The organism is Rhizobium sp. NPDC092011 (assembly GCF_044756305.1).
Classification (GTDB): domain Bacteria; phylum Pseudomonadota; class Alphaproteobacteria; order Rhizobiales; family Rhizobiaceae; genus Rhizobium.
In genome coordinates this window covers 1,277,022-1,301,820 of sequence record NZ_JBIVSO010000002.1, presented here as the reverse complement: position 1 = coordinate 1,301,820, position 24,799 = coordinate 1,277,022, and the positions used below count along the sequence as shown (strand labels likewise).

The 24,799-nt window shown below is 58.3% G+C and carries 24 protein-coding genes and 5 tRNA genes; 11 read left to right on the top strand and 18 right to left on the bottom strand.

What is annotated here, in order from left to right:
• Positions 1-67: 67 nt before the first annotated feature.
• The 6 genes from sthA to ACIQJ2_RS14685 all read right to left on the bottom strand — a co-directional run bounded on the left by sthA (position 68) and on the right by ACIQJ2_RS14685 (position 6,713).
• Positions 68-1,474 carry a Si-specific NAD(P)(+) transhydrogenase gene (sthA, locus tag ACIQJ2_RS14710; RefSeq protein WP_400672848.1) on the bottom strand — a complete coding sequence of 469 codons (1,407 nt, stop codon included), beginning with the start codon at positions 1,472-1,474 and terminating at the stop codon, positions 68-70.
• Positions 1,475-1,581: 107 nt separating this feature from the next.
• Entirely contained in the window at positions 1,582-2,178 is a 597-nt protein-coding gene (locus ACIQJ2_RS14705) for a dual specificity protein phosphatase family protein (RefSeq protein WP_400672850.1), read from the bottom strand.
• 261 nt (positions 2,179-2,439) lie between these two features.
• Positions 2,440-3,258: a DNA repair protein RadC gene (gene radC, locus ACIQJ2_RS14700; RefSeq protein ID WP_400672852.1), complete on the bottom strand. Its 819-nt coding sequence runs from the start codon at positions 3,256-3,258 to the stop codon at positions 2,440-2,442.
• A 3-nt stretch (positions 3,259-3,261) separates the two neighbouring features.
• On the bottom strand, positions 3,262-4,098 hold the full coding sequence (map, locus tag ACIQJ2_RS14695) for a type I methionyl aminopeptidase (RefSeq protein WP_400672855.1): 837 nt from the start codon (positions 4,096-4,098) through the stop codon (positions 3,262-3,264).
• A 2-nt stretch (positions 4,099-4,100) separates the two neighbouring features.
• Complete coding sequence (gene sfsA / locus ACIQJ2_RS14690) at positions 4,101-4,850, bottom strand: DNA/RNA nuclease SfsA (protein WP_400672857.1); 750 nt, start codon at positions 4,848-4,850, stop codon at positions 4,101-4,103.
• Positions 4,851-4,865: 15 nt separating this feature from the next.
• Positions 4,866-6,713, bottom strand: a complete 1,848-nt coding sequence (locus ACIQJ2_RS14685; protein WP_400672859.1) for a PHA/PHB synthase family protein — start codon at positions 6,711-6,713, stop codon at positions 4,866-4,868.
• A 159-nt stretch (positions 6,714-6,872) separates the two neighbouring features.
• On the opposite strand from ACIQJ2_RS14685, the gene ACIQJ2_RS14680 reads away from it, so the two are divergent.
• The 5 genes from ACIQJ2_RS14680 (at position 6,873) to ACIQJ2_RS14660 (ending at position 13,134) form a co-directional block, all read left to right on the top strand.
• The gene (locus ACIQJ2_RS14680; protein WP_400672862.1) at positions 6,873-7,325 is read left to right on the top strand and encodes a hypothetical protein; all 453 of its coding nucleotides are present in this window, start codon (positions 6,873-6,875) and stop codon (positions 7,323-7,325) included.
• A gap of 224 nt (positions 7,326-7,549) precedes the next feature.
• Entirely contained in the window at positions 7,550-8,770 is a 1,221-nt protein-coding gene (locus ACIQJ2_RS14675; protein ID WP_199147124.1) for an LL-diaminopimelate aminotransferase, read from the top strand.
• Positions 8,771-8,828: 58 nt separating this feature from the next.
• Positions 8,829-10,148 (top strand): homoserine dehydrogenase, encoded by a 1,320-nt coding sequence (locus ACIQJ2_RS14670; RefSeq protein ID WP_199147122.1) that lies wholly within the window; start codon positions 8,829-8,831, stop codon positions 10,146-10,148.
• A gap of 49 nt (positions 10,149-10,197) precedes the next feature.
• A complete protein-coding gene (recJ, locus tag ACIQJ2_RS14665) occupies positions 10,198-12,003 on the top strand; it encodes a single-stranded-DNA-specific exonuclease RecJ (protein ID WP_210378961.1) in 1,806 nt (601 codons plus the stop codon).
• 330 nt (positions 12,004-12,333) lie between these two features.
• Positions 12,334-13,134 (top strand): phosphodiester glycosidase family protein, encoded by an 801-nt coding sequence (locus ACIQJ2_RS14660; protein ID WP_400672866.1) that lies wholly within the window; start codon positions 12,334-12,336, stop codon positions 13,132-13,134.
• 40 nt (positions 13,135-13,174) lie between these two features.
• On the opposite strand, the gene ACIQJ2_RS14655 is transcribed toward ACIQJ2_RS14660, so the two are convergent.
• The 5 genes from ACIQJ2_RS14655 to ACIQJ2_RS14635 all read right to left on the bottom strand — a co-directional run bounded on the left by ACIQJ2_RS14655 (position 13,175) and on the right by ACIQJ2_RS14635 (position 15,220).
• A tRNA-Glu gene (locus ACIQJ2_RS14655) sits at positions 13,175-13,249 on the bottom strand.
• Positions 13,250-13,378: 129 nt separating this feature from the next.
• A tRNA-Glu gene (locus ACIQJ2_RS14650) sits at positions 13,379-13,453 on the bottom strand.
• Between the two features lie 81 nt (positions 13,454-13,534).
• Positions 13,535-13,609 (bottom strand) — tRNA-Glu (locus tag ACIQJ2_RS14645).
• A 173-nt stretch (positions 13,610-13,782) separates the two neighbouring features.
• On the bottom strand, positions 13,783-14,574 hold the full coding sequence (locus ACIQJ2_RS14640; RefSeq protein ID WP_199147116.1) for a hypothetical protein: 792 nt from the start codon (positions 14,572-14,574) through the stop codon (positions 13,783-13,785).
• 205 nt (positions 14,575-14,779) lie between these two features.
• Positions 14,780-15,220, bottom strand: coding sequence for a VOC family protein (locus tag ACIQJ2_RS14635; protein ID WP_400672869.1), 441 nt, complete (start codon positions 15,218-15,220; stop codon positions 14,780-14,782).
• 197 nt (positions 15,221-15,417) lie between these two features.
• Here ACIQJ2_RS14635 and ACIQJ2_RS14630 point away from each other — a divergent pair, with 197 nt between their 5' ends.
• The 3 genes from ACIQJ2_RS14630 (at position 15,418) to ACIQJ2_RS14620 (ending at position 16,752) form a co-directional block, all read left to right on the top strand.
• A complete protein-coding gene (locus ACIQJ2_RS14630) occupies positions 15,418-15,996 on the top strand; it encodes a cold-shock protein (protein WP_199092079.1) in 579 nt (192 codons plus the stop codon).
• 1 nt (position 15,997) lies between these two features.
• Positions 15,998-16,510 carry a DUF192 domain-containing protein gene (locus ACIQJ2_RS14625; protein ID WP_400672871.1) on the top strand — a complete coding sequence of 171 codons (513 nt, stop codon included), beginning with the start codon at positions 15,998-16,000 and terminating at the stop codon, positions 16,508-16,510.
• A gap of 165 nt (positions 16,511-16,675) precedes the next feature.
• Positions 16,676-16,752 (top strand) — tRNA-Pro (locus tag ACIQJ2_RS14620).
• 183 nt (positions 16,753-16,935) lie between these two features.
• Here ACIQJ2_RS14620 and ACIQJ2_RS14615 read toward each other — a convergent pair.
• On the bottom strand, positions 16,936-17,532 hold the full coding sequence (locus tag ACIQJ2_RS14615) for a GNAT family N-acetyltransferase (RefSeq protein WP_400672873.1): 597 nt from the start codon (positions 17,530-17,532) through the stop codon (positions 16,936-16,938).
• A 524-nt stretch (positions 17,533-18,056) separates the two neighbouring features.
• Here ACIQJ2_RS14615 and ACIQJ2_RS14610 point away from each other — a divergent pair.
• Together ACIQJ2_RS14610 and ACIQJ2_RS14605 are read left to right on the top strand one after the other, a co-directional pair.
• Positions 18,057-18,362, top strand: coding sequence for an ETC complex I subunit (locus tag ACIQJ2_RS14610; RefSeq protein WP_199092095.1), 306 nt, complete (start codon positions 18,057-18,059; stop codon positions 18,360-18,362).
• A 91-nt stretch (positions 18,363-18,453) separates the two neighbouring features.
• Positions 18,454-18,530: transfer RNA gene (locus ACIQJ2_RS14605), tRNA-Arg, on the top strand.
• 151 nt (positions 18,531-18,681) lie between these two features.
• Here the strand turns inward: ACIQJ2_RS14605 and ACIQJ2_RS14600 are convergent.
• Both ACIQJ2_RS14600 and ACIQJ2_RS14595 read right to left on the bottom strand, forming a co-directional pair.
• A complete protein-coding gene (locus ACIQJ2_RS14600) occupies positions 18,682-18,843 on the bottom strand; it encodes a hypothetical protein (protein ID WP_199147111.1) in 162 nt (53 codons plus the stop codon).
• Positions 18,844-18,934: 91 nt separating this feature from the next.
• The gene (locus ACIQJ2_RS14595; protein WP_400672876.1) at positions 18,935-19,546 is read right to left on the bottom strand and encodes a LysE family translocator; all 612 of its coding nucleotides are present in this window, start codon (positions 19,544-19,546) and stop codon (positions 18,935-18,937) included.
• Between the two features lie 104 nt (positions 19,547-19,650).
• Between ACIQJ2_RS14595 and ACIQJ2_RS14590 the strand changes: the two genes are divergently transcribed.
• Entirely contained in the window at positions 19,651-20,118 is a 468-nt protein-coding gene (locus tag ACIQJ2_RS14590; protein ID WP_400672878.1) for an Lrp/AsnC family transcriptional regulator, read from the top strand.
• Positions 20,119-20,212: 94 nt separating this feature from the next.
• Here the strand turns inward: ACIQJ2_RS14590 and ACIQJ2_RS14585 are convergent, their stop codons facing one another.
• From ACIQJ2_RS14585 to ACIQJ2_RS14570, 4 genes are all read right to left on the bottom strand, one after another.
• Complete coding sequence (locus ACIQJ2_RS14585; RefSeq protein WP_199092103.1) at positions 20,213-20,986, bottom strand: amino acid ABC transporter ATP-binding protein; 774 nt, start codon at positions 20,984-20,986, stop codon at positions 20,213-20,215.
• 20 nt (positions 20,987-21,006) lie between these two features.
• Complete coding sequence (locus tag ACIQJ2_RS14580; protein WP_199147108.1) at positions 21,007-22,221, bottom strand: amino acid ABC transporter permease; 1,215 nt, start codon at positions 22,219-22,221, stop codon at positions 21,007-21,009.
• A gap of 1 nt (position 22,222) precedes the next feature.
• Positions 22,223-23,413, bottom strand: coding sequence for an amino acid ABC transporter permease (locus ACIQJ2_RS14575; protein ID WP_400672881.1), 1,191 nt, complete (start codon positions 23,411-23,413; stop codon positions 22,223-22,225).
• Between the two features lie 98 nt (positions 23,414-23,511).
• Complete coding sequence (locus ACIQJ2_RS14570) at positions 23,512-24,537, bottom strand: amino acid ABC transporter substrate-binding protein (protein ID WP_184708547.1); 1,026 nt, start codon at positions 24,535-24,537, stop codon at positions 23,512-23,514.
• Positions 24,538-24,799 lie beyond the last annotated feature (262 nt).

Sequence of the window (24,799 nt, the reverse complement as noted above, 5' to 3'; positions counted from 1 at the left end):
ATGTTGAGAATGCTCATCATGTCGACAGGGTAGTAGGCCCCGACGGCATGGTCAATATCGCTTTCTATTAGAGCTCCGACTTGATGTCGCCCATGCGGTTCCAAGCGTCGAGGCCGGCGATCTTGTAGGCTTCGGCGAGCGTCGGATAGTTGAAGGTGTTCTCGACGAAATATTCGACGGTGCCCTTGAGGTTCAGCACCGCCTGGCCAATGTGCACGAGCTCGGTCGCACCTTCGCCGACGATATGGACGCCGAGGAGCCGGCGTGTCTTCAGCGAGAAGATCATCTTCAGGAGGCCGGTGTCGAGACCCATGATGTGGCCGCGCGAGGTCTCGCGGAAACGGGCGATGCCGCATTCGTAGGGAATATGCCGTTCCTTGACCTCTTCTTCGGAGAGGCCGCAGGTCGAAATCTCCGGCACGGCATAGATGCCGTAGGGGAAGTATTTCGGCGGCTCCTTGGCGATGGCGCCGACGGCGACGCGGGCGGCGATACGACCCTGTTCCATTGAGGTCGAGGCAAGGCTCGGAAAGCCGACGACATCGCCGGCGGCGAAGATGTGCGGAACTTTCGTGGCAAAGGTTTCCGGATTGACGCTGAGGCGGCCGCGATTGTCGGCTTCGAGGCCGGCGGCTTCGAGGTTGAGCGTATCGGTCGCGCCCATCCGCCCAGCGGCGAACAGAACCATGTCCGTCGTAATGCGGCGCCCATTGTCCAACGTCAGTTCCACTTTGCCGTTCGGCAGGCGTTCCACTTTCTCCGCCTTCTGGCCGAGCAGCAGCTTCATGTTGCGATCGCGCAGCTGGTAGATGAAGTCTTCGACGATTTCCTTGTCGATGAAGTCGAGCATCGTCGATTTGGGATCGATCAATGTCACCTGCGTGTCGAGCGCGCTGAAGATGGTGGCGTATTCGATGCCGATGACGCCCGCGCCGATGACGACCATCGACCGAGGCAACTCCTCGATCTCCAGCAGTTCGTCGCTGTCGAGAACCGTCTTGTTGTCGAAGGGCATGTAATCTGGACGAAACGGCTTGGTGCCGACCGCAAGCAGGATGCTGGCCGCCGAGACGGTGACGACTTCGCCATCATCCTTGACGATCTGCATGGTCTGGGGATCGACGAAGCTCGCCTTGCCGCGAATATGCTGAACCCGGTTGCGCGCAAACTGATGTTCCAGCACTTCGACTTCATGGTCGAGCGTGATCAGCAGGCGACGGCGCAGGTCCTCGGCGCTGATTTCCTGCTTCACGCGGTAGGCACGGCCATAGAATCCGCGCTCGCGCCAGCCCGAGAGATTGAGCGCTGTTTCGCGCAACGTCTTGGAGGGAATGGTGCCGGTGTGGACCGAGACGCCACCGACGCGCTTGCCTTGCTCGACGACGAGCACTTTCTTGCCGAGTTTGGCGGCCTGAATGGCGCCTCTGCGGCCGGCAGGGCCGCTGCCCACGACTAGGAGATCGAATTGGTCCATCGGGAAGCCTCGGATGATTGAATAGGGAATCAATGTCGCAACGCAACATGCTCCGTCAACCGGTAGCTGCTCAATGTTACAGAATATCTAACGCAAACCTCGTGTCTTCAGGAGGCCGAAAGCCGAAGCCAGGGTTCCAGCTTCTCGAAGGTGCGATCCATCGCATAGGCACGCAGGAAGGAAAGCGAGATGTGCCCGTAGACAATCGACATCTGATGCTCGGCGGTCGCCTCGTCGGCCTTGGTAATTGCGGCAAGATAAAGCGCGGACGCCAGTCCGGTACGGTCCGAGCCCGCCTGACAGTGAATGAGGATGGGTTTCGGCGCGTCGCGCATGATGGCGACCAGTTGCTCCGCCTGCTCCTGCGTCAACTCGCGGGCCGACGACATGCGGAAGTCGATGTGGTTGATATCGAGCTGCTTGGCTTCGGCAACCTCATTATCGTACCAATTATGACCAGTATTGTCGCCGCGCAGATTGATGATGGTCTTGATGCCATATTGCTTTTGAAATTGGGCTATCGTCTCCGCAGAGGGCTGCGAAGAGCGATAGACCTCACCGGCTATGACGGGATGGAAGTTCGACGTCCAGACCATATGGGCATAGAAACCGCCAGCCGCCGCCGCGAATCCTCCGACGACAACGGCCGCGACACGGGCGGCACGACGGAGATAACCAGCAAGCGTTGATGATGTCTTCTGCATATGATCTCCAGATCGGCCGCATTCTCAGGCGAATAGGCCAAATCAAAACAATAGCTTCCGCCGGCGAATTCGCCGAGTTGGATCCATCATTTCCTCTGCCAGATCATCCTGACGCCGAACTGAAAAATGAAAACCGGACCGAATGGGCGGAACGAGACGATTTTAGGAGTAGATATGGAATTTTTAAGGTGAGAATATTAAAATATATTAATCCGGCATTGCTGTACTTTGGTGCAATACTTCGCATATCGAATAGCGACTTCAGATCAGCCGCAATGCTCGGAAGCTGACGTGTCCGTTCTTGCCGATGATAATATGATCGTGAACGGTAATACCCAGAGGCTTGGCCGTATCGATGATCGTCTTGGTCATCTCGATGTCGGCGCGCGAGGGCGTTGGATCCCCCGATGGATGGTTATGGACGAGGATAACGGCCGAAGCGGAGAGCTCCAGTGCACGCTTGACGACTTCGCGCGGATAGACGGGCGTGTGATCGATGGTGCCGAAACCCTGGATCTCATCCGCAATGAGGGCGTTCTTCTTGTCGAGGAATAAAAGCCGGAACTGCTCGCGCGCCTCGTGGGCCATGGCGGTATGGCAGTAATCGATCAGCGCTTTCCAGGAGGAGAGCACAGGCTTGCCTGCCAATTCGCTCTTCAGCATGCGTTGCGCGACGCTGGCCATCAGTTTCAGATCGAGCGCCACGGCATCGCCGACGCCCTTGACCTCGGTCAGCAGATTGACGGGAGCGCCGAATACGCCGCCAAGCGTGCCGAAGCGGGCAAGCAGGGCCTTGGCAATCGGCTTGGTGTCGCGGCGTGGAATGAGCCGGAACAGCAGCAATTCGAGAATTTCGTAGTCGGCAAGCGCCGTGTCGCCGCCGTCGCGATAACGATTTCGCAGCCGCTCGCGATGGCCGTGATAGTCGGCCTCGGCCGTGGCAGGCGCGGCCTTTGCCGCTTTTGTCGGGAAGAACAATCGCTCGTCGAAAAGAGGAGCCTCTTCCAAAGCCTCCGCTGCCCCGCCGCCATCTCGGGGCATGTTTCCATGTCCAGTGGAAGGAGCGGGGCGCTTCGCCATGAATTATCCCTGCAGCGGCGGCAGGCCTGGGCGGTCGAGGCCGCCGGGCGATAGCGTGAAGATCTCACAGCCGGTGGCGGTGACGCCGACAGTGTGTTCGTATTGCGCCGACAGCGAGCGGTCCCGCGTGACGGCCGTCCAGCCATCGCCCAGCACCTTCACATGCGGCTTGCCGAGATTGATCATCGGCTCGATGGTGAAGATCATGCCTTCGCGTAACTCCGGTCCGTCGCTGACACGGCCGTAATGGAGGATGTTCGGTGAATCGTGGAACAGGCTGCCGACGCCGTGGCCGCAGAAGTCGCGAACGACGGAGCAGCGTTCACCCTCGGCATAGACCTGGATTGCCTCGCCGATGGCACCGGTGCGAGCACCCGGGCGTACAGCAGCAATGCCGCGCATCAGGGATTCGTAGGTAACTTCCAGAAGCCGTTCGGCCGAGCGCTTGATCTCGCCGACCGGATACATGCGGCTGGAATCACCGTGCCAGCCATCGAGCACATAGGTCACGTCGATGTTGACGATGTCGCCTTCGCGCAGCGGCTTGTCGTTGGGAATGCCATGACAGACCACATGATTGATCGATGTGCAGGAGGATTTCATATAGCCGCGATAGTTCAGCGTCGCCGGATAGGCGCCGTGATCCATGCCGAATTCGAAGACGAAGCGATCGATTGCATCGGTCGGCACGCCGGGTTCGACGATGGCGGCCAGTTCATCGAGGCAGCGGGCGGTCAGCTGGCACGCCTTGCGCATCCCGGCAAACGCATCCTGTCCGTAGATGCGGATAGCACCGGTATTCTTCGCCGGCGCCGTTGCCGCTTCGATGTAGTTCACCATAGTTAGCCTTCAGCAGAAATCTGTATCTTTATATCTAATGCAGCTATGCCGGGTTCGTCTATCGGGATCAACCCGGCCGGCGCGATTTCCGACGGCGAAACCCGGCATTTCAGCGCATATACCTCGACGCCACGCTCCAAAGCACGCTTGAAAGCCCTGGCGTAGACCGGGTCGAGGTCGTCGCAGATCCGGAACCGATCGCAATCGTCGCGCTGGATCACGAACAGCATCACGGAGCGGTAACCAGCCTCAACCATATCGCCCAGCTCTTCCAGATGCTTGGTGCCGCGTGCCGTAGCAGTATCGGGAAACTCCGCCAGCCCCGCCTGTCGCATGAAATGGACGTTTTTCACCTCGACATAGGTGGTTGTCCTCAAGGGGGAGGTCAAGAGCAGGTCGATGCGGGAATTGCGGCCATAATTCTGCTCGCGCTTCACCGTGGTATAGTCTCCGAGATCGGAGACTTGTCCGCGCGCGATCGCCTCCGCCGCAATGCGGTTCGGCATGGCCGTATTGACGCCCACGGTCGTGCCATCGGCTTCGATCAACTCGAATACATGGCGATATTTCCGTTTGCCACCTTCATGCTCGGAGAGCCAGATGCGCGAGCCCGGCGCGGTCAATCCCAGCATGGAGCCGGTGTTCGGGCATGAGCCGGTAATGAAGGTTCCGTCGTCCAGCTCCGCATCGAAAAGGAAGCGTTTGTAGCGCGCGATCAACCGGGCGGGAACGAGGGGCGGATTGAAAAGCATGGGTGAACTGGCTGTCTAGGCCCGCTCCATGACATAGCTGCCCGGCGCTTCCTCGAGCGCGTTGAGCGCTTGGCCACCCGGCTGGCGTGCCGGCGCCATGCGACGGTCCTGGGAGAGGATCCATGCGTGCCAATGTGTCCACCAGGAACCCGGCGTCTCCTTTGCGTCCTCCAGCCAGTGCTCGTATTCGCCCTTCACCGGGCCGCCGGTCCAGAATTGGTACTTTCGCTTGTCCGGCGGATTGACGACGCCGGCTATGTGGCCGGAGCCCGTCAGCACGAATTCCACCGGACCGCCGAAGCACTGGCTGCCGACGAATACGGACTTGGCCGGGGCGATATGGTCCTCGCGCGTCGCCAGATTGTAGACCGGAATGCGCACGTCCTTCAAAGACAATGTCTTGCCGTCGAGCACCATCTTGCCCTGGCTGAGCGCATTGTTGAGATAGCAATTGCGTAAGTAAAACGAGTGGTTGGCAGCCGCCATTCGAGTGGAATCTGCGTTCCAGAACAGAAGGTCGAAGGGTAGGGGATCCTGGCCCTTCAGGTAGCTGTTGATGAAATAGGGCCAGATGAGCTCGGAAGCGCGAAGCATGTTGAAGGCAGTCGCCATCTTCGATCCCTCAAGATAGCCCACGACATTCATCTGCTGTTCGAGCGACGCGATCTGTTCTTCGTCGACGAAAACTTTCAGATCGCCGGCAAAGGTGAAGTCGACCTGTGTCGTCAGGAACGTCACCGTGCGGATGCGCTTGTTCTTCTCCTTGGCGTGGAGAGCGAGCGTCGCGGCCAGCAGCGTACCGCCGACGCAGTAGCCGATTGCATTGACCTCCTGCTCGCCGGTGGCCTTTTCAACCGTTTCCAGAGCAAAATCGATGCCCTCGCGCGCATAGGACGTCCAGTCCTTTGCGGCGTGACGCTGGTCGGGGTTCACCCACGATATGACGAAGACGGTATGTCCTTGTTCCACGCACCATTTTACGAATGATTTCTGCGGGTTGAGGTCGAGAATGTAGAATTTGTTGATCCAGGGCGGGCAGATGAGCAGCGGCCGCTTCAGCACTTTTTCCGTGGCGGGTTCATACTGGATAATCTGGCAGACATCGCTTTGCGCGATTACCTTGCCGGGGGTGAGTGCCATGTCGCGCCCAACGGCGAATTTGGTGATGTCGGTCTGACGCAATCGCAATTCGCCGCGGCCAAGATTGATATCTTCGGCGAGCATCCTCATGCCCCGCACGAGGTTCTCGGCATTGGAGGCGACGGTTTCCCGGTAAAGCTGCGGGTTGGTTGCAACGAAATTGGTCGGCGAGAAGGCCGCCGTGATCTGCTTAGTATAAAACGCGGCCTTGTGACGGGTATGTTCATCCAGCCCTTCGGCGTCGCCCACCAGCTTTTCGGCCCAGCCGGCGGTCAGGAGATAGGTTTGTTTCAAAAAGTCGAAGAAGGGATTCTTCTGCCAGTCTTCGTCGGCGAAGCGCTTATCCTTGACCGGTTCGGCCTCCGATGTCGTTGACGAATCGCCACTGAGGCGTTGCATCGTCTTTGTCCACAGGCCGAAATAGCCTGAGAGCAGATAGGTTTGCGCTTCCAATGTTCGCCGGGGATCGGAAAGCCAATACTCTCCGACCTTGGAAAGCGTCTTGACCATGTCTGTGATCGGATCGGCGACGGTGTCGACCTTCTCGCCGCGCTCGCGCGGAGCGAGCCACGCTGAAGCGGCTTTCCCGAGGTTTTCCAGCGCACGGGCAAAATTGACAGCCATCGCCTCGGGATCTCTAACGATGTAAGGCTCGACTGACTTTGGATCGAAACCCGCAAAGCCGCCATTTCCTTCACTGTTATCCCGCTTGCTGTCGGTCACGCATCATCCTCCCGGCGGCAGCTGCATCCTGTTTTCCATTTGTACATCTTGCGGGAAACGGAATACAAGTCGAATGAAACGCAAGCCTGCTCTTGCTTTGCCGCTGCGACAAATTTAACAGTCTCAACCCACGGCAAGGAATTGGGCAGGGCGACAATTATGGGCGGCGGCATGGTGGCAAGACTGAACCGATATTCCGTACTTTGCGGAGCGATGTGCGGGATTCTCGCTTTGACGCTCGCGGGCTGCTCGACGCCTGAGGAAAAGGCGGCATACGCCAAGCGCAAGCAGCCGCCTCAAGCGGTCGTCGTGAAGCCTGCCAGAGGCAGCGCGGTCAACGATACCAGCACGCAGCAGTACTATAAGGACGGCTATCCTTCGTTCAATTCGCCGCCGACGGCCGCAAATGTGCAGATCAACGATCAGCAGGCGGGCGATATGGTCAAGCAGCTGACAGCGCTCGGATCGCAGCGCAAGGCCGGCACCATATCCGAGGCTGAGTACCAGCGGCGTGTTGCCGAGATGCGCAAGCTCGCCGCCGAGCATGGCCAGGACACGCTTCAGGAAATTCAGAAAGAGGGCAGTGCGCAGCCAGGGCAGACGCAGAATTAGCCTTGCCTTTCAGGCGATTTGGACGCAAAGCGTTCGGATAGGCTGAGTTTGGATGCGTCTTTTTCGGTTAAGTGCACCTTGCGTGCATAACCGCCCAAGATTCACCGCATGTTTCGAGAAGACATTGGTTGCGGCGCCGCGAGTTCCAAGTTCGTATTGCGGCTGTCCGGGAGAGCAACGAACTTCAGTGCGGTTTTGAGGGCCGCTGTCCCATGGGGAAAGAAATGGAAGAGTTTCATAAAGTCCGGCGTTTGCCGCCCTACGTTTTCGAACAGGTCAACCGTTTGAAAGCCAGCGCGCGAGCGGGCGGGGCGGACATTATCGATCTCGGTATGGGTAATCCCGACCTTCCGACCCCCAAGGCGATCGTCGATAAGCTGTGCGAAGTGGTGCAGGACCCGCGCACGCATCGTTATTCCTCCTCCAAGGGCATTCCGGGCCTTCGCCGGGCGCAGGCGGCCTATTATGCCCGCCGCTTCGGCGTGAAGCTAAATCCGGATACGCAGGTGGTCGCCACCCTCGGCTCCAAGGAAGGTTTCGCCAATATGGCGCAGGCAATCACTGCGCCGGGCGACGTCATTCTCTGCCCGAACCCGACCTATCCGATCCATGCTTTCGGCTTCCTGATGGCTGGCGGCGTGATCCGTTCTATACCGGTCGAGCCGGACGATAGCTTCTTCCCGCCGCTGGAACGGGCCGTGCGTCATTCGATCCCGAAGCCGTTGGCGCTCATCCTGAACTATCCATCGAACCCGACGGCCTATGTGGCGACGTTGGATTTCTACAAGGAAGTCGTCGCCTTCGCGAAGAAGCACGATATTATCGTGTTGTCGGATCTCGCTTATTCGGAGATCTATTTCGACGACGCGCCGCCGCCGTCGGTGCTGGAGGTTCCAGGTGCTATCGACGTTGCCGTCGAGTTCACCTCGATGTCGAAGACCTTCTCCATGCCGGGCTGGCGCATGGGCTTTGCCGTCGGCAATGAACGCCTGATTGCGGCGCTGACGCGCGTGAAGTCCTATCTCGATTACGGCGCCTTCACGCCGATTCAGGTGGCGGCGACGCATGCGCTCAACGGCGATGGCTCCGATATCGCGGAGGTGCGCAGCATCTACAAGCGCCGCCGCGACATTCTCGTCGAAAGCTTCGGCAAGGCGGGCTTTGACGTGCCGCCGCCGGCTGCAACCATGTTTGCCTGGGCGAAGATCCCGGAAAAGTTCCGTCATCTCGGCTCGCTGGAGTTTTCCAAGCTACTGGTTGAGAAGGCCGATATCGCGGTTGCGCCCGGCATCGGATTCGGGGAGCAGGGCGACGATTATGTCCGCATCGCGCTCGTCGAGAATGAGCACCGCATCCGGCAGGCAGCGCGCAATCTGAAGCGCTTCCTCTCTTCAGCGGATGAAACGATGCACAACGTGATTTCGCTGAACGCACATCGTTCGTAATGTTATGCGGCAGCCGCTTTGGCGGCTGCCGCTCCAATATACTGATCAGGAATTTTCCATGGCAGATGCCCTCAAAATCGGCATTGCGGGCTTGGGTACCGTTGGTGCCTCGCTCGTCCGCATCATCCAGAGCCGCGCCAAAGAGCTTGCCGCTACCTGCGGCCGCCCCGTCAAGATCGTTGCCGTCACCGCGCGCGATCGCACCAAGGATCGTGGGATCGATCTCACGGATATCGAATGGTTTGGCGGTCCGGTGGATCTCGCTCAGAAGGCCGATATCGATGTGTTCGTCGAGCTGATCGGCGGTTCCGAAGGAGCTGCGAATGCGGCTGTGCGGGCAGCACTTGCACGCGGTCTCCATGTCGTCACGGCCAACAAGGCGCTCCTTGCCTATCATGGCGTCGAGCTGGCTGAGATCGCCGAGGAAAAGGGCGCGCTGCTGAATTTCGAAGCGGCAGTCGCCGGCGGCATTCCCGTGATCAAGGCCCTGCGCGAATCCCTGACGGGGAATACGATTTCGCGCGTCTATGGCATCATGAACGGCACCTGCAACTACATCCTGACCCGGATGGAGAAAGAGGGCCTGTCCTTCGCGGATTGCCTGAAGGAAGCGCAGCGTCTCGGCTACGCCGAAGCCGATCCGGCTTTCGACATCGAAGGCAATGATACCGCTCACAAGCTTGCCATCCTGACGACGCTTGCCTTCGGCAATCGCATCGCAGCCGACGACATCTATCTCGAGGGCATCACCAACGTCTCGATCGAGGATATCCGTGCTGCGGCCGATCTCGGCTACCGCATAAAGCTGCTCGGCGTCGCCCAGCGCACGGAAACCGGCATCGAGCAACGCGTACACCCGACCATGGTGCCGCTTGATTCGGTTATCGCCCAGGTCGATGGCGTGACCAATGCCGTGGCGATCGAATCGGACATTCTCGGCGAATTGCTAATGGTCGGCCCCGGCGCCGGCGGTAATGCGACGGCATCCTCCGTGCTGGGTGATATCGCCGATATCGCCAAGAGCCGGCCGGGCGAGCAGCGCGTTCCGGTGCTCGGCCATCCCGCCAAAGCGCTCGAACCCTACCGCAAGGCGCAGATGCAGAGCCACGAAGGCGGCTACTTCATCCGTCTGACGGTTCTCGACCGCACCGGCGTCTTCGCAAGCGTCGCCACACGCATGGCGGAAAATCATATTTCGCTGGAATCGATCGTTCAGCGCTCGACGCAGCACCTGGCGCCTTCGGCGCATCAGACGATCATTCTCGTCACGCATGCGACGACGGAGGATTCGGTTCGCAAGGCAGTCGCGGCCATCAAGACGGAAGGCTACCTCGTCGGCGAACCGCAGGTCATCCGCATCGAGCGGCCGAAGGAATAGGCTGACCGGCGGCGTCCCCGGACGCTGCCGTCCTCACAATTTGGGAGAGATGGTGGAGCAACCGGTCGATCCAGTTCAGCGTGCCTTTTTGGGCGTCGAGCGTTCCGTTTCCGGCAATCGCTGGGTTTCCCGTCTCGATCAGGCTGGCCAGAACAGAGCGCTTGCGATTGCGCAGGTACATGGCCTGCCGGAACTGATTGCCCGCGTGCTTGCCGGACGTGGCGTCGGCATCGATGAGGCTATGGCCTTCCTCGATCCGACGATCCGCAGTCTGATGCCTGATCCCTACTTGCTGACCGATTGCGAGAAGGCGGCGCAGCGTCTCCTGCGCGCGATCAAGACCGGCGAGACCGTTGCGATCTTCGGTGACTACGATGTCGATGGAGCGGCTTCCTCGGCGCTGCTTTATCGCTTTTTGACCCATTTCGGCGTTCCCGCGAGCATCTATATCCCGGATCGCATCTTCGAAGGCTACGGCCCCAATCCAAATGCTATCAATCAGCTCATCGACAATGGCGCGAAACTGATCGTGACCGTCGATTGCGGCTCCACCAGCTTCGAAGCGCTCGAGGCGGCGAGGGCGCGCAATATCGATGTCGTGGTCATCGATCACCATCAGGTCGGACATGAATTGCCGCCATGCCATGCGCTGGTCAATCCGAACCGCGAAGATGATTTGTCCGGGCAGGGGCATCTCTGCGCTGCCGGAGTCGTTTTCCTGGTTCTGGTCGCCGCCCTGAAACAGTTGCGCGAGGCGGGTGACGCCCGTGTGCGTTCCGTTGATCTGCTTTCCTGGCTCGATATCGTCGCGCTTGCGACCGTCTGCGATGTCGTGCCGCTCAAGGGGCTTAACCGCGCCTATGTCGTCAAGGGGCTGATTGCAGCCCGCCATCAGGGCAATCCCGGCCTTGCGGCGCTGTTCCGCAAGGCCGGGCTAGGCGGCCCGGTCACGCCATATCATTTCGGCTTCCTGATCGGCCCGCGCATCAACGCCGGCGGCCGCATCGGCGATGCAGCGCTTGGAGCGCGCCTCTTGACGCTGGATGACACCGGCGAGGCCGAGACGATCGCTGCTAAGCTCGATGAGCTCAATCGCGAACGCCAGGCCATGGAAGCTGCGATGTTGCAGGAGGCTGAGGCCGAAGCACTGGCGGAATACGGCAATGGCGATGGCGCCGCCGTTATCATCACCGCGCGGGAGAATTGGCATCCGGGCATTGTCGGCCTGATCGCTTCACGGCTGAAGGACAAGTTTCGCAGGCCGGCCTTTGCCATTGCCTTCGATTCGTCGGGAAAAGGCACCGGGTCCGGTCGTTCGATCAACGGTTTCGATATGGGACGGATGGTTCGCGCCGCCGTGGATGCAGGCCTGCTGGTCAAAGGGGGCGGCCATGCCATGGCGGCCGGCTTGACGGTGGAGCGAAGCAATCTCGGAAAGATGCGCGCCTTCTTCACGGAAAAGGCCGAGAAGCAGGTGGCTGGCCTGGTGGCGAACGAGACGCTGAAGATCGACGGCGCAATCGGCGCAAGCGGCGCGACCGTCGAACTGATAGATCGCCTTGAAACAGCCGGTCCCTATGGTTCCGGCCATCCGCAGCCCATCTTTGCGCTTCCCAGCCACAGGCTGCGCGATTCCCGTCTTGTCGGTCAGTCGCATATCAAGATCACGCTGGAAGCGCAGGATGGTGGTCGGGTTGATGGCATTGCCTTCCGTGCTGCAGAGACGCCGCTTGGCCAGTTGTTGATGTCTTCGCGCGGCGCTCAGATCCACGTGGCCGGTACGCTCGGTGCCGATCACTGGCAAGGGAGCCGTCGTGTGCAGCTTCGCGTCACGGACGCAGCAAAAGCGCCCTGAGCGACCACGAGAATAGCCCAAGCGATGAGATTCGTCGATAGCAATGAACTATCGTCTCTCAGCATTCGATGACTGCATCCAACTATTGCCATTTGTGAAGAAGCATTCGTTCAAATCACGCAGCGCTGCGATCGACGGTCTTGGATGGTACCGATGTCTTTCAGACTGAGACTCTTGGTGGCAGTTCTTGTTTTGGTGTCGCTTTCGACAGCGGGAGCTGCCGGTTGGCTATGGGCGCGCAATGGTGCTTACGGCTTCAACACTTTTTTGCGGCGTGGCGGTACCTACTGGATTTCAGTCAGGCCTGACGATTCGCGCCTGTCACCCTCCATGCGGCTGGCGCTCCGCGATCCGCAGCCGGTGGCGCAACCAGGCCCTCTTGCGTGGCAGGAGCCTCGGAAAGGCTTCGAGGTTGCTGAACTGCCGGTCATGGTGAACGGTAGTGAGGCTGATCGCATCTTGCTGAACCGCATAGATCCCGCGCTGTATCGTTTCGTAGCGAGAAATGCGCCGGACGGAGACAGAGGCATCGATGAATGGGAACGCGTATTGCCGAAAGCGCTCCTCATTGTTAACGGCAGCTACTACGACCTCAAGGGGAGGCCGGATACGCCGATCATAAGCAATAGTATCGCCATGGGGCCGGCGACATACGAGGCAAAGGCCGGCGCTTTTATCGCAGGCGATGGATTCGCCGACATCAGGGATTTGGCCCATCAGGACTGGCAAGCGGCGTTCGCAGGGGCGGCAAACGCCATGGTCTCATACCCTCTGCTGATTGGTTCCGATGGGCAGACCCACGTCAACGCCAAAAGCCGTTGGCTGGCCAACCGCACCTTCGTCGGCAAAGATGGTGCGGGCCGCATCATTGTCGGGACCACAAAGGAAGCCTTCTTTCCGCTCGCAGCATTGGCAGAGTTTTTAAAAAGCTCCCCTCTGGATCTGAAGATCGCGCTTAATTTCGATGGCGGGCCGATTGCCTGCCAAAGTGTCCGTTTGCCGGGATTCCAGAGAAAGTTTTACGCGCGCTGGGAAGCGCAGGTCCAGGGTGATGACGTTCAGCTTCTGCGGTGGCCGATATCAAGCGCTACGTGGGCGATGCCAATGGTTTTGACCGTCGAGCCGAAGTAGCGCGCAGCTTTGAAATTTCTCGATAATTTGGGAAAAACAGTGGCACGCCCTAGGGGAGTCGAACCCCTCTTTACAGAATGAAAATCTGTCGTCCTAACCGATAGACGAAGGGCGCGTGCTGTGGCGCCCTTATAGTCAGCACCTTTCATTCCCGCAAGCGGAAAATCGCGAAAAATCTCAGAAAAATCCATGACTAGGGAAAGATTTTTCGAGGCCTTGTGGAAAACTTTGAAACACCGGGATTTGGTACGCCCTAGGGGAGTCGAACCCCTCTTTACAGAATGAGAATCTGTCGTCCTAACCGATAGACGAAGGGCGCGTGCGCACAAACTAGATAAGAACGACCAATTGCTTCTGCAAGCGGCGGCTTATTCGATTGGTTTTTGGGGGAGGACAACAGTGGCACGCCCTAGGGGAGTCGAACCCCTCTTTACAGAATGAAAATCTGTCGTCCTAACCGATAGACGAAGGGCGCGTGCAGCTGTTGTGTGGCGCGCTTATAGCGGGGTGATTTCATTCCTGCAAGCGGCAATTTTGCTTTTTTGTGGAAAAAATGACAGATGGATGAAATTACCGCCGGCCTTGAATAAGCGTGACTTAACAGGACCTTGCCGGCGATGCCGTAGATTCCCTGCAAACGCGGGCTCTTTATTCGTCAGAAGCGCCCTTTGCGGGTTGTACCAGCAGTTTGCCGTTCTGGGGTTGGTTTTTCGAAGCCACAAACTGCGCCAGGATCGCCGCCTGCTTGCTGTTCAGTTCGCGGACGTTCGGGTTCGGCGTGGCCGATACCCCCGATGCCGTGACCTGCGCAATTGGCTGCGGCGAGCTTGTCGCAGGGGTGGTTGCGTTGCGAATGACAGGCGGTGGCAACACGTCCGCGGAGGTCAGGCCTTTCGCGGCTGCGGGATCGGGCGCTTGCTGTGTCATAGGCTGCACCATCCCAGGCGGAGTGCTGTAGACGCTGCGCATCATCGGCGTGATCGCCTGCGCGCCGTCAGGCTGGTTCTTGGCGAGTGTTCCGTCCGGGTTGGCGGCGATGGGCGGCGGGGCGGCAAAGATACTGCTTCTGCTGGCATTGACGCCTGTCGGCTGCGTCACCAGGCCGGCAATGCCAGTCTGCGCATCCGTGGGCGCTGCTGCCGGAGCGGGATAGAACGCCTGATTCTGCTGGGCGACGATCTGCTGGCGTGTATCGTTGACGCTATGCACCAGCGGATCGCGATAGGCAAGGTCGCCTTTGCGTCGCCGGGCGTCGGCCTTGTTGTTCATGTCGGCGGCGAGCTGTTCTGCGGCTGTCGGTTGCGCGACCGGTGCGGCATCCGACGTTTCCATCGGCTTCTTGCCCGTTGTGGCGCAGCCCGCGATCATCACAAATGAGGCGATGACGGCAATAGTGCTTGCGAGCTTTTTCCCGCGGTATAAAGTCTGTTGATCGCACATAGGACGTTCCCCGCAAAAAAGGTTTGCATCGGAACGGCCTCTGGCGAGGGACGGCGATATCGCACGTGCTCACTGGGAACAATGACCGCGCCATATCCGATGCATGATGCTTCGAGTCGTCCAAGCATGCCGGAGGATGGGCATGGGCGGCAAGCGCGAAACGGATGGTCCCGCGCATGCCGTAAGCCTCGCGAAAGTTTCCGTCTTACCAGGTGCCGGTGTTGGGCATGGAAGCCCATGGTTCGGCAGAAGGAAGGTTGGGACCCTTTTGCAGGATTTCGATGGAGATGCCGTCCGGAGAGCGCACGAATGCCATGTGGCCATCGCGCGGCGGACGGTTGATCGTGATGCCGTTGTCCATCAGATTCTGGCAGGTCGCATAGATATCGTCGACCTCATAGGCGAGGTGGCCGAAGTTGCGTCCGCCGGTATATTCCTGCGGATCCCAGTTGTAGGTCAGTTCCAGGCTGGGCGCGCCGTTGCTTCGGGATGATTCGGCATCTTCGCCGGCTGCAAGGAAAACGAGTGTGAATCGACCTTTCTCGTTTTCGTAGCGACGGGTTTCGATAAGGCCGAACAAGGTGCTATAAAAGTGCAACGAGGCGTCGAGATCGGTGACGCGAACCATCGTATGGAGATAACGCATTCTATTTCCTCTCTTAATGTGTGGCTGGCCGGATCTTCGGACAAAGCACCAGCTTCGCGCAAGTCTTGGAGCGATAATCTTAGGGTGGGAATAAACGAAAACTAGGACTTGCGCTTTTCCGTTACCAAGATGTTAATCTTGATATCAGGGAATCAGTTAAACGTAACAGTGTGACGCGTAATCGAGGGCTGGCTAGGATGGGTGACAGAATTTCGTCGAAGGGAATTATCGACTTCGAAGAGATGTCGGGTGATGCCGTCGAGCTCATCGAAATCTCCGGCGTCGTCAAGTGGTTCGATGTTGCCAAGGGCTTCGGTTTCATCGTGCCGGATAACGGCATGCAGGATGTGTTGTTGCACGTCACCTGCCTGCGCCGCGATGGTTACCAGACGATCCTTGAGGGGACCCGCATTGTTGCGCTAATCCAGCGCCGGGAGCGCGGTTATCAGGCCTTTAAAATTCTTTCCATGGATCAGTCGACGGCGGTGCATCCGTCGCAGATGCCTCCTGTTCGCACGCATGTGCAGGTTACCGCGACGAGCGGCCTCGAGCGTGCGCTGGTCAAGTGGTTCAATCGCACCAAAGGCTTCGGTTTCCTGACGCGCGGCGAGGGCACGGAGGACATCTTCGTGCATATGGAAACGCTGCGGCGCTTCGGTCTTGCCGAGTTGCGACCGGGTCAAGTCGTGCTTGTACGCTTCGGCCCCGGTGACAAGGGGCTGATGGCTGCCGAGATCCATCCGGATGCGCCAAGCCCGGCAACGCGGCCTCACTGATATGAAAAGAGATTTGGTTCTCAAGGTTTTGAAAAGCGCCATTTTGGCGCTTTTTATCGTTGGAGCGGGTGCCTCGGGCTCGTTTGCAGCGCAAACCACAGATCAGCAGTCGGTGAAGTTCGAATCGGAGCCGCTATCGATCAGGTCGGCTAAGGGCGAGACGCATAAATTCACGGTCGAGCTGGCTGTAACGCCACCGCAGCTGGAATACGGGCTGATGTATCGAGACAAGATGCCGGCCGATCACGGTATGCTGTTCGATTTCGGCACGTCGCGCCCCGTGATGATGTGGATGAAAAACACCAAGCTGTCGCTCGACATGCTGTTTCTGGACCAGAAAGGTGCCGTCACCCATATCCAGGAAAACGCCGTGCCCTATTCTGAAGCGATCATCAGTTCCAACGGGCCGGTTGCCTATGTCATCGAGCTGAACGGCGGGATCGTCAAGAAACTCGGCCTTGCCGTGGGCGACAAGGTGACGAGCGCCACCATTTCGGCAAAACTTGGCAAATAGATTTTCGTCGGGGAAGATTTCCCCAGCGTGATTTTAGCTGTTGCAGCGGGCGGATGAACCGTGTATCTCCCCACTCGTTCCGTTGGATCAATTGTTCGACGGCGCAGAATGAAGACATGAAGCCAATTGCCCGAGGGCAATCTCTAGGCGGTCATGTCGACGGTACGGAGTGTAGCGCAGTCTGGTAGCGCATCTGGTTTGGGACCAGAGGGTCGGGAGTTCGAATCTCTCCACTCCGACCACTTAAATAACTGATATAATTCCAAAAAATTAAAGATCTGAGTTCCGAGACGTGCCGTGATTGTCGGATTGCGCCCGCTACGGTGCTTTTTGGTATTTTCTCATTGCGCTCTCCGTCTCGCTCGGACGCTCTATGCATCGCCCCGCTGGAGATTGCTCCCGGCGCCGGATGTTAGCCAACGGCGTCATGTCCGCGAAGACGGCTGCCGCGCAAGGATCCAATAGTCTCGTTCCGTTACCTTTTCGAAGCAACGGATTTCGTCCCGGAAGCCCAGTCGCCGGTAGAAGGGTAGGCTCAGGGGATTGAACGTCTCTAGAAAGCATGTCGCGTTTTGGCGATCTGCCCGGCTCAGCGTTATTTCGAGAAGGCGCTGCGCCAATCCCTTTCCTTGTGCTTGCGGCCGTACACCAAGAATCGACAGGTACCACCCGTCGAAGAGCTGCTGAGGGACGTGCTCGGCCATGGATTCGGAAATCCGCAGATAAATGTCAAATCCCCGGGCTCCCAACAGCTTGGCAAGCGCTTGCTTGCGGGCAGCGACATGGATCTCGATATCGTCGTCGCTCGCCTCGTTGGTATGCCACAGCGCGGCGCCATCGGCGCCAGCATACCGCACTTCGCCGATTCCCTGTGCTTCGACGATTGCAAGATCGAAATACTCGGCAAGAATGGCTTGTCTGCTTTCCTCATCGTCACCGGATTCTATGGTCACCGCACGGTAAAACGGATCGTCGATCAGGGCTTCGGCAAGGGAGATGCAAACGGGTGAAATCTGGCTCACAAAAAACTCCGAGAATAAATAGTCAGCGCTCCCGAGCCGATTCGATCCACTTGAGGAGCCTCGCAAGGTCATCTTAGGAAGCTTGTCGGGGAGGTCTACTTCGAAATGATGTCGTATACGGTCTTCCGATCAAAGCTTGCGCCATTCCGACCGATGTCATGAACCCGCCGATCGATGCTGATCTCGCCGGGACCTGCCACAACGGCTTGATCCGTCTCCTGGGAATTGACGTCGTTGCAGGGAAGGATCCACCACCGCGACCGGTGGAAAGCTGAGATGCCGCGTTGCAATGACATTTGATCGCCAAATTTCAACATGTTTGAAGCATGGGCCGTGCATGTGGTCGGTCTTGGGAATCGCTCTCACCTCTATGAATTTGCGCCGGTTTCCGCGGTCTTTTTGCTTGAAACTAAAGGGATTCGCGGCTAATCAAACGTCATGACGCGCTCGATCCGCAGGGGTCGTCGCAAGACAAGTGAAGCACAAGGCGGGTCGCTCCCGCTTTATTCGGAGGCGCTGCAGCAATGCCTGCCAAGATCTACCGTCCCGCAAAGACCGCCATGCAATCCGGCAAGGCCAAGACCAACATCTGGGTTCTGGAATTCGATCAGGAAATCCCGCGCAAGATCGATCCGATCATGGGGTATACCTCGTCGGCCGACACGCGCCAGCAGTTGAAGCTGACGTTCGACACCCAGGAGCAGGCGGAAGATTACGCCAAGCGCGAAGGCATCGACTATCGCGTCATCGCGCCAAAGGATCCTATCCGCCAGGTGGTTTCCTACACCGATAATTTCCGCTTTAACCGCATCCAGCCCTGGACTCATTGAGGCAGACGGTTATTAAAGCCGTTGCCCATTGAGTTTTACGCCGGTTTCAGGCATGTGTTCGCGGCCGCAAGCATTTTGCGGCTCGGCCTTTGGCCCCTTAGCTCAGCTGGATAGAGCACCTGCCTTCTAAGCAGGTGGTCGCAGGTTCGAATCCTGCAGGGGTCGCCATCTTTTCAATAGCTTAGCGACAGTTTTCATCGCCTGGCGAGCAGCGTTTAAAGATTTCCCGGCGCTGTTTACACTTTTCAGCCACGAGATGCCCTTTTTCATCAGCGGAGTTATCGCTTAACCGCTAGGGATGCCCAAGACAAAATCTGCCTCAGTTCGCTTCCGTCGGCCAGCCTCCCACGGCGGCCGGCCTGGTGGCGTCGAGCGCCATCTGGAATAGATCGTAGCCGAACATTGCTCCGCTTAGTTTGATGACGATGATGGCGGCGCTCAAAAGCGCGAGCCCGCCAATAATCCTGTCGCTTCTCTTCACAGCCCGCTTCCCCTAACGCTTTGTGAATGCCCCATATTTTGCGATTATGGGTTAGTATATCGCGTTTTGCGCGAAGCGCTACATGGGTTGTTCACGCCGTCAATCGCCCGGCAGCGATCAGCAGGAGGCAACCGGCGATGCCTTCGATCCAGCGGCGGCGGTGATCGCTGACGCTCGTTCGGGAGCCAAGCATCGCAAGAGCGATGCTGAGACAAGCATAGAACACGCCGCAGAGCCCGATGAAAACCGTAGAGAGCAGAGCAGCCTGCAGCGCTACGCTTCGGCCATGATCGATAAACTGCGGCAGGATGGCGAAATAGATCATCATGCCTTTTGGATTGAGAACGGCCGTCAGAAAGCCGCGCCGGAATGCGTCTGTCGCGGCCCTTGTTCTCGTTGGGGCGATGGCGCCAACCCGCAGCGACGACAAGATCAGGCGAGCGGCGAGATAGGCAAGATAGGCAATGCCGAGCCAGCGTAGGACCATGAACAGGGTGGGAGAGGCGGCGATGATTGCGGCGACCCCCAACGCAGCAAGTGCTGAATGGATGATATAGCCGGTACAAACCCCAGCCGTCGAGCGTAACCCTGCGCCCGCACCGCCGGACATTGTCTGAGATGCCACGAACAGCATATCGGGGCCCGGTGTACAGATGAGCGGCAGGACTGTTCCCGCGAAAAGAAGGATATTGGTGTTTTCCATAAATGGAAGCTTAGGCCCTTGCAGGCGCAATCGGCTTGCGTAAATGCCAACTATAGGCTGATAGTTGGCATCGGAATTCAATTTCTGAATCCTGTTAGCAGGGGATGCCAATGCGGCTGGATGAGATCGATAAGCGCATCCTGCGCGCGCTGCAGCGTGACGGGCGAATGCAGAATGTGGAACTCGCCAGGGAGGTGGGGCTGTCGCCGTCGCCTTGTCTAAGGCGCGTAAAGCTCCTTGAGGATGCCGGCATCATCGATCGCTATGTGGCCGTGGTGAATCCCGTCAAAGCCGGGCTACCGCTGTCCCTCTTTGCTCGCGTCTGGCTGACGGCCCAGGATGCCGAGACGATCGATCACTTCATTGCCGCGATGAAGAAACTGCCCGAGGTTATGGAGTGCTACATCATGTTGGGTGAAAGCGATGCTCTGTTGCGTGTCGCTGTGTCCGATCTCGACGACTACAGGCGGTTCCAGTCGACCCATTTGACGAAGATCAACGGCATTCAGAACGTCAAGACGGATGTGCCGAGCCAGATCGTCAAGCAGACCCACGCCTTGCCGCTACGTTGAGCGGCTCTGTCTCGCTAAGCCGCCCGCGGAGCGCGCATGAAAAACCCGCCGGCTGCGTGACAGCGGCGGGTTCTCGCATTCGATTTCTACCGTATCAGTGCAGGATCTGGCTGAGGAAGAGCTTGGTGCGCTCGTGCTGCGGATTGTCGAAGAATTCCTTCGGGGAGTTCTGTTCGACGATCTGGCCCTGATCCATGAAGATGACGCGGTTGGCGACCTGGCGTGCAAAGCCCATTTCGTGGGTCACGCACAGCATGGTCATGCCTTCCTCGGCAAGACCGACCATCGTGTCGAGCACTTCCTTGATCATTTCCGGGTCGAGTGCCGAGGTCGGCTCATCGAACAGCATGATCTTCGGGTTCATGCAGAGTGAGCGGGCGATTGCGACGCGCTGCTGCTGACCGCCGGAGAGCTGACCGGGATATTTCTTCGCCTGCTCCGGAATCTTGACGCGGGTGAGGAAATGCATGGCGATCTCTTCCGCCTGCTTCTTCGGCATCTTGCGCACCCAGATCGGCGCCAGCGTGCAGTTTTCCAGAATGGTCAGGTGCGGGAAGAGGTTGAAGTGCTGGAACACCATGCCGACTTCGCGGCGCACTTCATCGATCTTCTTCAGGTCGTTCGTCAGTTCCGTGCCATCGACAACGATCTGGCCCTTCTGATGTTCTTCCAGACGGTTGATGCAGCGGATCATCGTCGATTTACCCGATCCGGAGGGACCGGCAATGACGATGCGCTCGCCGCGCATGACCTTCAGATTGATATCGCGCAACACATGAAAGTCGCCGTACCACTTGTTCATGTTGACGATATCAACCGCGACTTCCGTCTCGGAGATGGTCAGTTTTTTGGGTTGGGCTTCAGCCATATTTCTAGTTCCCTCACTTTTTATCGCTTGTGGCCGGTATCGAGATGGCGCTCCACAAAACCTGAATAGCGCGACATTGCAAAACAGAACAGCCAAAATGTGAACCCGGCGAAAATTAGGCCCGTCACCGGCGTTACCGCGCTTGCCCAATTCGCATCCGAGAAGTTCTGCCGAACGATGCCGAGCAGGTCGAACATGCCGATGATCGCAACCAGCGACGTGTCCTTGAACATGCCGATATAGGTGTTGACGATGCCGGGAATGACCAGCTTGATGGCCTGCGGCAAAACGATGAGCCGCATCTTCTGCCAGTAACCGAGGCCGAGCGAATCGGCTCCCTCGAACTGGCCCTTCGGCACGGCCTGCAAGCCGCCGCGGATGACTTCGGCCATGTAGGCCGAGGTGAAGATCGAAACGCCGACGACGGCGCGCAGCAGCTTATCCACAGTCCAGCCCTGCGGCATGAAGAGCGGCAGCATGTAGCTGGCCATGAACAGCACCGTGATCAACGGCACGCCGCGGATGATCTCGATGAACATCACGCACAGCATACGCAAGACGGGCATTTTTGAACGGCGTCCCAACGCAAGGAGGATGCCGAAGGGGAAGGAGACTACGATGGCGACAAAGGCGATGACCAGTGTTACCAGCAAGCCACCCCATCTTTCAGTTTCGACGGTGGAAAGAAATGTTACGCCGGAAAACTTCACGTGGAGGTAGCCCCAGAAATCCCAATCGATCACCGGAATGCTCAGGCCATGGAGAAGGAAGAAGGAGAGGATCGGCAGCACGAAGAATGCGATGATCGCATTCAATCCTTTTCGGGGAAACGACGGGATCAGCAACGGCGCGAAGCCGATGATCATGAGGATGGCGACGAGTACCGGCCGCCAGCGTTCTTCCGGTGGGTAGAGGCCGAACATGAAGACGAGGAATTTCGCACGCACGAAGGCCCAGCAGGCGGCGTTCCAGCCATCCGGTTGCGTGCCGCCCTGGACGGTCGTGGCGCAGAAGGTGCGGTCGGTTCCGTTCCAGACTGCATGAACGAACAACCAATCGACCAAATGCGGGATTGCCCAGGCGAGCAGGGCTACGGCGAGGACCGTCAAAACGACGTCCTTCGGCGTGGCGAAGAGGTTCTTCTTGGCCCAGTGCCACGGCCCTTTTTCGCTGGCGGGTGCCGGCTGTGCCGACAAAAGCGATTTGCTGACGAAGCTCTGATTTGCTGCAGACATCTTATCTCTCCACCAGAGCCATCTTGGCGTTGAACCAGTTCATGAACAGCGATGTGATGATGCTCAGGATCAGATAGATGACCATCCAGATGATGACCACTTCGACGGCACGGCCGGATTGGTTGAGGATCACGCCGCCGACCGCGACGATATCGGCGTAGCCGATGGCGATGGCGAGCGAGGAGTTCTTGATCAGGTTGAGATACTGGCTCGTCAGCGGCGGAATGATGATGCGCATCGCCTGCGGGATGACGATCAGCCTTGTGATGACCGATGCCCGAAGGCCGAGCGCACCGGCCGCTTCCGACTGGCCCTTTGGCACGCCGCGAATGCCGGCGCGCACGATTTCGGCAATGTAAGTCGCCGTATAGAGGGAAAGCGCGAGCAGGAGCGCTATAAACTCAGGTCCGACGACTGTTCCGCCCGTCAGGTTGAATTTTCCGGCGATCGGGTAGTCGAAGGAGAGCGGCATGCCGGTTGCGAGGAAGGCCAACAACGGCAAGCCGATCAATATGCCGATCGAAGCCCATATCGTGTGGAATTGCTGGCCTGTCGCCGCCTGACGCCGATGCGCCCAGCGCGCGACGAAAAATACGCCTGCGATGGCGATCAGCAAGGCAATGCCGACGGCTCCCATGCCTTCGCTGAAGATGGGTTTCGGGAAGGCGAGGCCGCGATTGCTGAGATAGCTGGAGAATGGCAGATGCACGGCGTCGCGCGCCTGCGGCAGCAACACCAGAACGCCGCTATACCAGAAGAAGATGACCAGCAGCGGCGGAATGTTGCGGAAGATTTCGACATAGGTCTGGGAAAGCTTTGCGATCAGCCAATTGTTCGAAAGCCTGCCGACACCGATGATGAAGCCGACGATGGTCGCCGCAATGATACCAACGACCGATATCAGAAGCGTGTTGAGCAGCCCGACGATCAATGCATCCGTATTGGTGGAATCGCTGGAATAGGGAATGAGAGCCTGCCCCAGGTTGAAGCCGGCGCGTCCTTCGAGAAAGCCAAATCCGAAGGTACGATTCAAGGCGCGGAGGTTATCGACCGTGTTCGTCACGACGAACCAGCAAATGCCGGCGAGTATGACGATAGTCAGAGCCTGATAGAACGCACCCCGGACTCTGGGGTCGTAAAATAAAGATACGGATGATCGTTCGCCGCTAGGCGAATTTGCTGAAATTGCCATACAAAGTTTTTCCCCAATGTGCCTGTTTCAGGCTTGTTTTCTTTAGGGGAGAAAGGCGGCACGCCGCCTTCCTCTAGAGGTTAGCCTATATAGGGTGCTCAGCGCACCGGAGGAGCGTACTGGATGCCGCCCTTGTTCCACAGGGCGTTGAGGCCGCGTGCAATCTTCAGCGGGCTGCCTGCGCCGATGTTGCGGTCGAAGACTTCGCCATAGTTACCGACGCCCTTGATGATGTTGTAGGCCCAGTCGTTGGTGAGCCCGAGGTCGGTGCCGATCGTGGAACCCTGCTCTGCGCCGAGGAAGCGCTTGATATCCGGGTTTGCAGAATTCTTCATCTCGTCGACGTTCTTCTGCGTGATGCCGAATTCTTCGGCATTAACAAGCGCATAGGCCGTCCAGCTGACGATGTTGAACCATTGGTCGTCGCCCTGGCGAACTGCCGGGCCAAGTGGTTCCTTGGAGATGATTTCGGGGAGAACGACGTTGTCGTCCGGGTTCTTGAGCGTCAGGCGGAGCGCATAAAGGCCGGACTGGTCAGTCGTGTAGACGTCGCAACGGCCGGAATCATAGGCCGTGTTCACTTCCTCGAGCTTGTCGAAAACAACCGGATTGTACTGGAGGTTGTTGGTCTTGAAGTAGTCGGCAAGGTTGAGCTCGGTCGTGGTACCCGACTGGACGCAAATGGCGGCGCCGGAAAGCTCCAGAGCCGATTTCACGTTCAGCTCCTTGCGAACCATGAAGCCCTGGCCGTCGTAATAGGTGACGGGACGGAACTTGAGGCCGAGTGCGGTATCGCGGTTGATGGTCCAGGTGGTATTGCGAGAAAGCACGTCGATTTCACCCGACTGCAGCGCGGTAAAGCGGTCCTTGGCGCTGAGAGGCGTAAACTTCACCTTGGTCGGATCGCCGAAGACGGCCGAAGCGACTGCGCGGCAGAAGTCGATGTCGAAGCCGGCCCAATTGCCGGACGCATCGGGCTGCGCAAAGCCGAGAAGGCCCGTATTCGCACCGCATTGAATGAAGCCCTTGGCCTTGACGTCGCTCAGCGTCGACGCTGAGGCACCAGAAACGGAGTAAGCCAATGCTGCGGCTCCGAGAAATGCGGAGAGAGCAAACTTGTTCATCTTTCCCAACCTTTGTTCTATTGTTTTATAGTTAAAGCGTATCGCTCCCGAAGCGGGTTCTTGGTGAACCTCATTTCCTCACTCTCCAGGCGCGAGTGGTCCTATCACAGTCGTAAATGGATTGGCGGTCAAGAGATCGGCCCGAATATTGCCGGTTTATTCGGAGAATTCGCTTTTTGGGGCTGGGAAATGGGCATTTGACGCCAAAATGAGCATCATTTTGCTAAAAAACTGCACGAAAACGAGGTTTCACGCGCAACTT

Excerpts from the sequence above, each read along its gene's own strand:
- sthA (WP_400672848.1), bottom strand. The coding sequence starts at position 1,474 with ATGGACCAATTCGATCTCCTAGTCGTGGGCAGCGGCCCTGCCGGCCGC.
- ACIQJ2_RS14705 (WP_400672850.1), bottom strand. The coding sequence starts at position 2,178 with ATGCAGAAGACATCATCAACGCTTGCTGGTTATCTCCGTCGTGCCGCC.
- radC (WP_400672852.1), bottom strand. The coding sequence starts at position 3,258 with ATGGCGAAGCGCCCCGCTCCTTCCACTGGACATGGAAACATGCCCCGA.
- map (WP_400672855.1), bottom strand. The coding sequence starts at position 4,098 with ATGGTGAACTACATCGAAGCGGCAACGGCGCCGGCGAAGAATACCGGT.
- sfsA (WP_400672857.1), bottom strand. The coding sequence starts at position 4,850 with ATGCTTTTCAATCCGCCCCTCGTTCCCGCCCGGTTGATCGCGCGCTAC.
- ACIQJ2_RS14680 (WP_400672862.1), top strand. The coding sequence starts at position 6,873 with ATGGGCGGCGGCATGGTGGCAAGACTGAACCGATATTCCGTACTTTGC.
- ACIQJ2_RS14675 (WP_199147124.1), top strand. The coding sequence starts at position 7,550 with ATGGAAGAGTTTCATAAAGTCCGGCGTTTGCCGCCCTACGTTTTCGAA.
- ACIQJ2_RS14670 (WP_199147122.1), top strand. The coding sequence starts at position 8,829 with ATGGCAGATGCCCTCAAAATCGGCATTGCGGGCTTGGGTACCGTTGGT.
- recJ (WP_210378961.1), top strand. The coding sequence starts at position 10,198 with ATGGTGGAGCAACCGGTCGATCCAGTTCAGCGTGCCTTTTTGGGCGTC.
- ACIQJ2_RS14660 (WP_400672866.1), top strand. The coding sequence starts at position 12,334 with ATGCGGCTGGCGCTCCGCGATCCGCAGCCGGTGGCGCAACCAGGCCCT.
- ACIQJ2_RS14640 (WP_199147116.1), bottom strand. The coding sequence starts at position 14,574 with ATGTGCGATCAACAGACTTTATACCGCGGGAAAAAGCTCGCAAGCACT.
- ACIQJ2_RS14635 (WP_400672869.1), bottom strand. The coding sequence starts at position 15,220 with ATGCGTTATCTCCATACGATGGTTCGCGTCACCGATCTCGACGCCTCG.
- ACIQJ2_RS14630 (WP_199092079.1), top strand. The coding sequence starts at position 15,418 with ATGGGTGACAGAATTTCGTCGAAGGGAATTATCGACTTCGAAGAGATG.
- ACIQJ2_RS14625 (WP_400672871.1), top strand. The coding sequence starts at position 15,998 with ATGAAAAGAGATTTGGTTCTCAAGGTTTTGAAAAGCGCCATTTTGGCG.
- ACIQJ2_RS14610 (WP_199092095.1), top strand. The coding sequence starts at position 18,057 with ATGCCTGCCAAGATCTACCGTCCCGCAAAGACCGCCATGCAATCCGGC.
- ACIQJ2_RS14595 (WP_400672876.1), bottom strand. The coding sequence starts at position 19,546 with ATGGAAAACACCAATATCCTTCTTTTCGCGGGAACAGTCCTGCCGCTC.
- ACIQJ2_RS14590 (WP_400672878.1), top strand. The coding sequence starts at position 19,651 with ATGCCAATGCGGCTGGATGAGATCGATAAGCGCATCCTGCGCGCGCTG.
- ACIQJ2_RS14585 (WP_199092103.1), bottom strand. The coding sequence starts at position 20,986 with ATGGCTGAAGCCCAACCCAAAAAACTGACCATCTCCGAGACGGAAGTC.
- ACIQJ2_RS14580 (WP_199147108.1), bottom strand. The coding sequence starts at position 22,221 with ATGTCTGCAGCAAATCAGAGCTTCGTCAGCAAATCGCTTTTGTCGGCA.
- ACIQJ2_RS14575 (WP_400672881.1), bottom strand. The coding sequence starts at position 23,413 with ATGGCAATTTCAGCAAATTCGCCTAGCGGCGAACGATCATCCGTATCT.
- ACIQJ2_RS14570 (WP_184708547.1), bottom strand. The coding sequence starts at position 24,537 with ATGAACAAGTTTGCTCTCTCCGCATTTCTCGGAGCCGCAGCATTGGCT.